This window comes from Nocardioides nematodiphilus (assembly GCF_020216525.1).
Taxonomy (GTDB): Bacteria; Actinomycetota; Actinomycetes; order Propionibacteriales; family Nocardioidaceae; genus Nocardioides; species Nocardioides nematodiphilus.
Window position 1 is genome coordinate 1 of sequence record NZ_JAIWOY010000028.1, and the last position, 523, is coordinate 523.

The window sequence follows — 523 nt, forward strand, 5'->3', positions numbered from 1 at the left end:
CTCAGTAGGGGTAGAAGCCGTGGCCGGACTTCTTGCCCAGCAGGCCGGCATCGACCATCCGGTCCAACAACGGCGGCGGGGAGTAGAGCGGCTCCTTGAACTCCTCATACATCGACACCCCGATCGCCCGGATCGTGTCCAGCCCGATCAGGTCCGAGAGCGCCAGCGGCCCCATCGGATGACCACACCCCAGCACCATCCCCTTGTCGATATCGACCGCGGAGGCATACCCGGCCTCATACATCCGGATCGCGCTCATCAGGTACGGCACCAACAAGCTGTTCACCACGAACCCGGCCCGATCGGTCGCCTCGATCGGCTGCTTGCCCAGGCCCTCGGCCACGAAGCCCCGCATCCGCGCCAGCGTGTCCGCGCTCGTGGTCAGCGACGGGATCAGCTCCACCAGCTGCATCACCGGCGCCGGGTTGAAGAAGTGCACCCCCATCACCCGGTCCGCCCGCCCCGAGACCGCGCCGAGCTTCACGATCGGGATCGAGGAGGTGTTCGACGTCAAGATCGCCTC

The 523-nt window shown here is 66.5% G+C and carries 1 protein-coding gene; it reads right to left on the reverse strand.

Going from position 1 to position 523, the window contains the following annotated elements; translation table 11 throughout:
- Nucleotide 1: 1 nt before the first annotated feature.
- Nucleotides 2-523 (reverse strand): 3-hydroxyacyl-CoA dehydrogenase family protein (locus KSO98_RS18350; protein ID WP_263642991.1); only part of this gene is annotated, 522 nt, incomplete at its 5' end.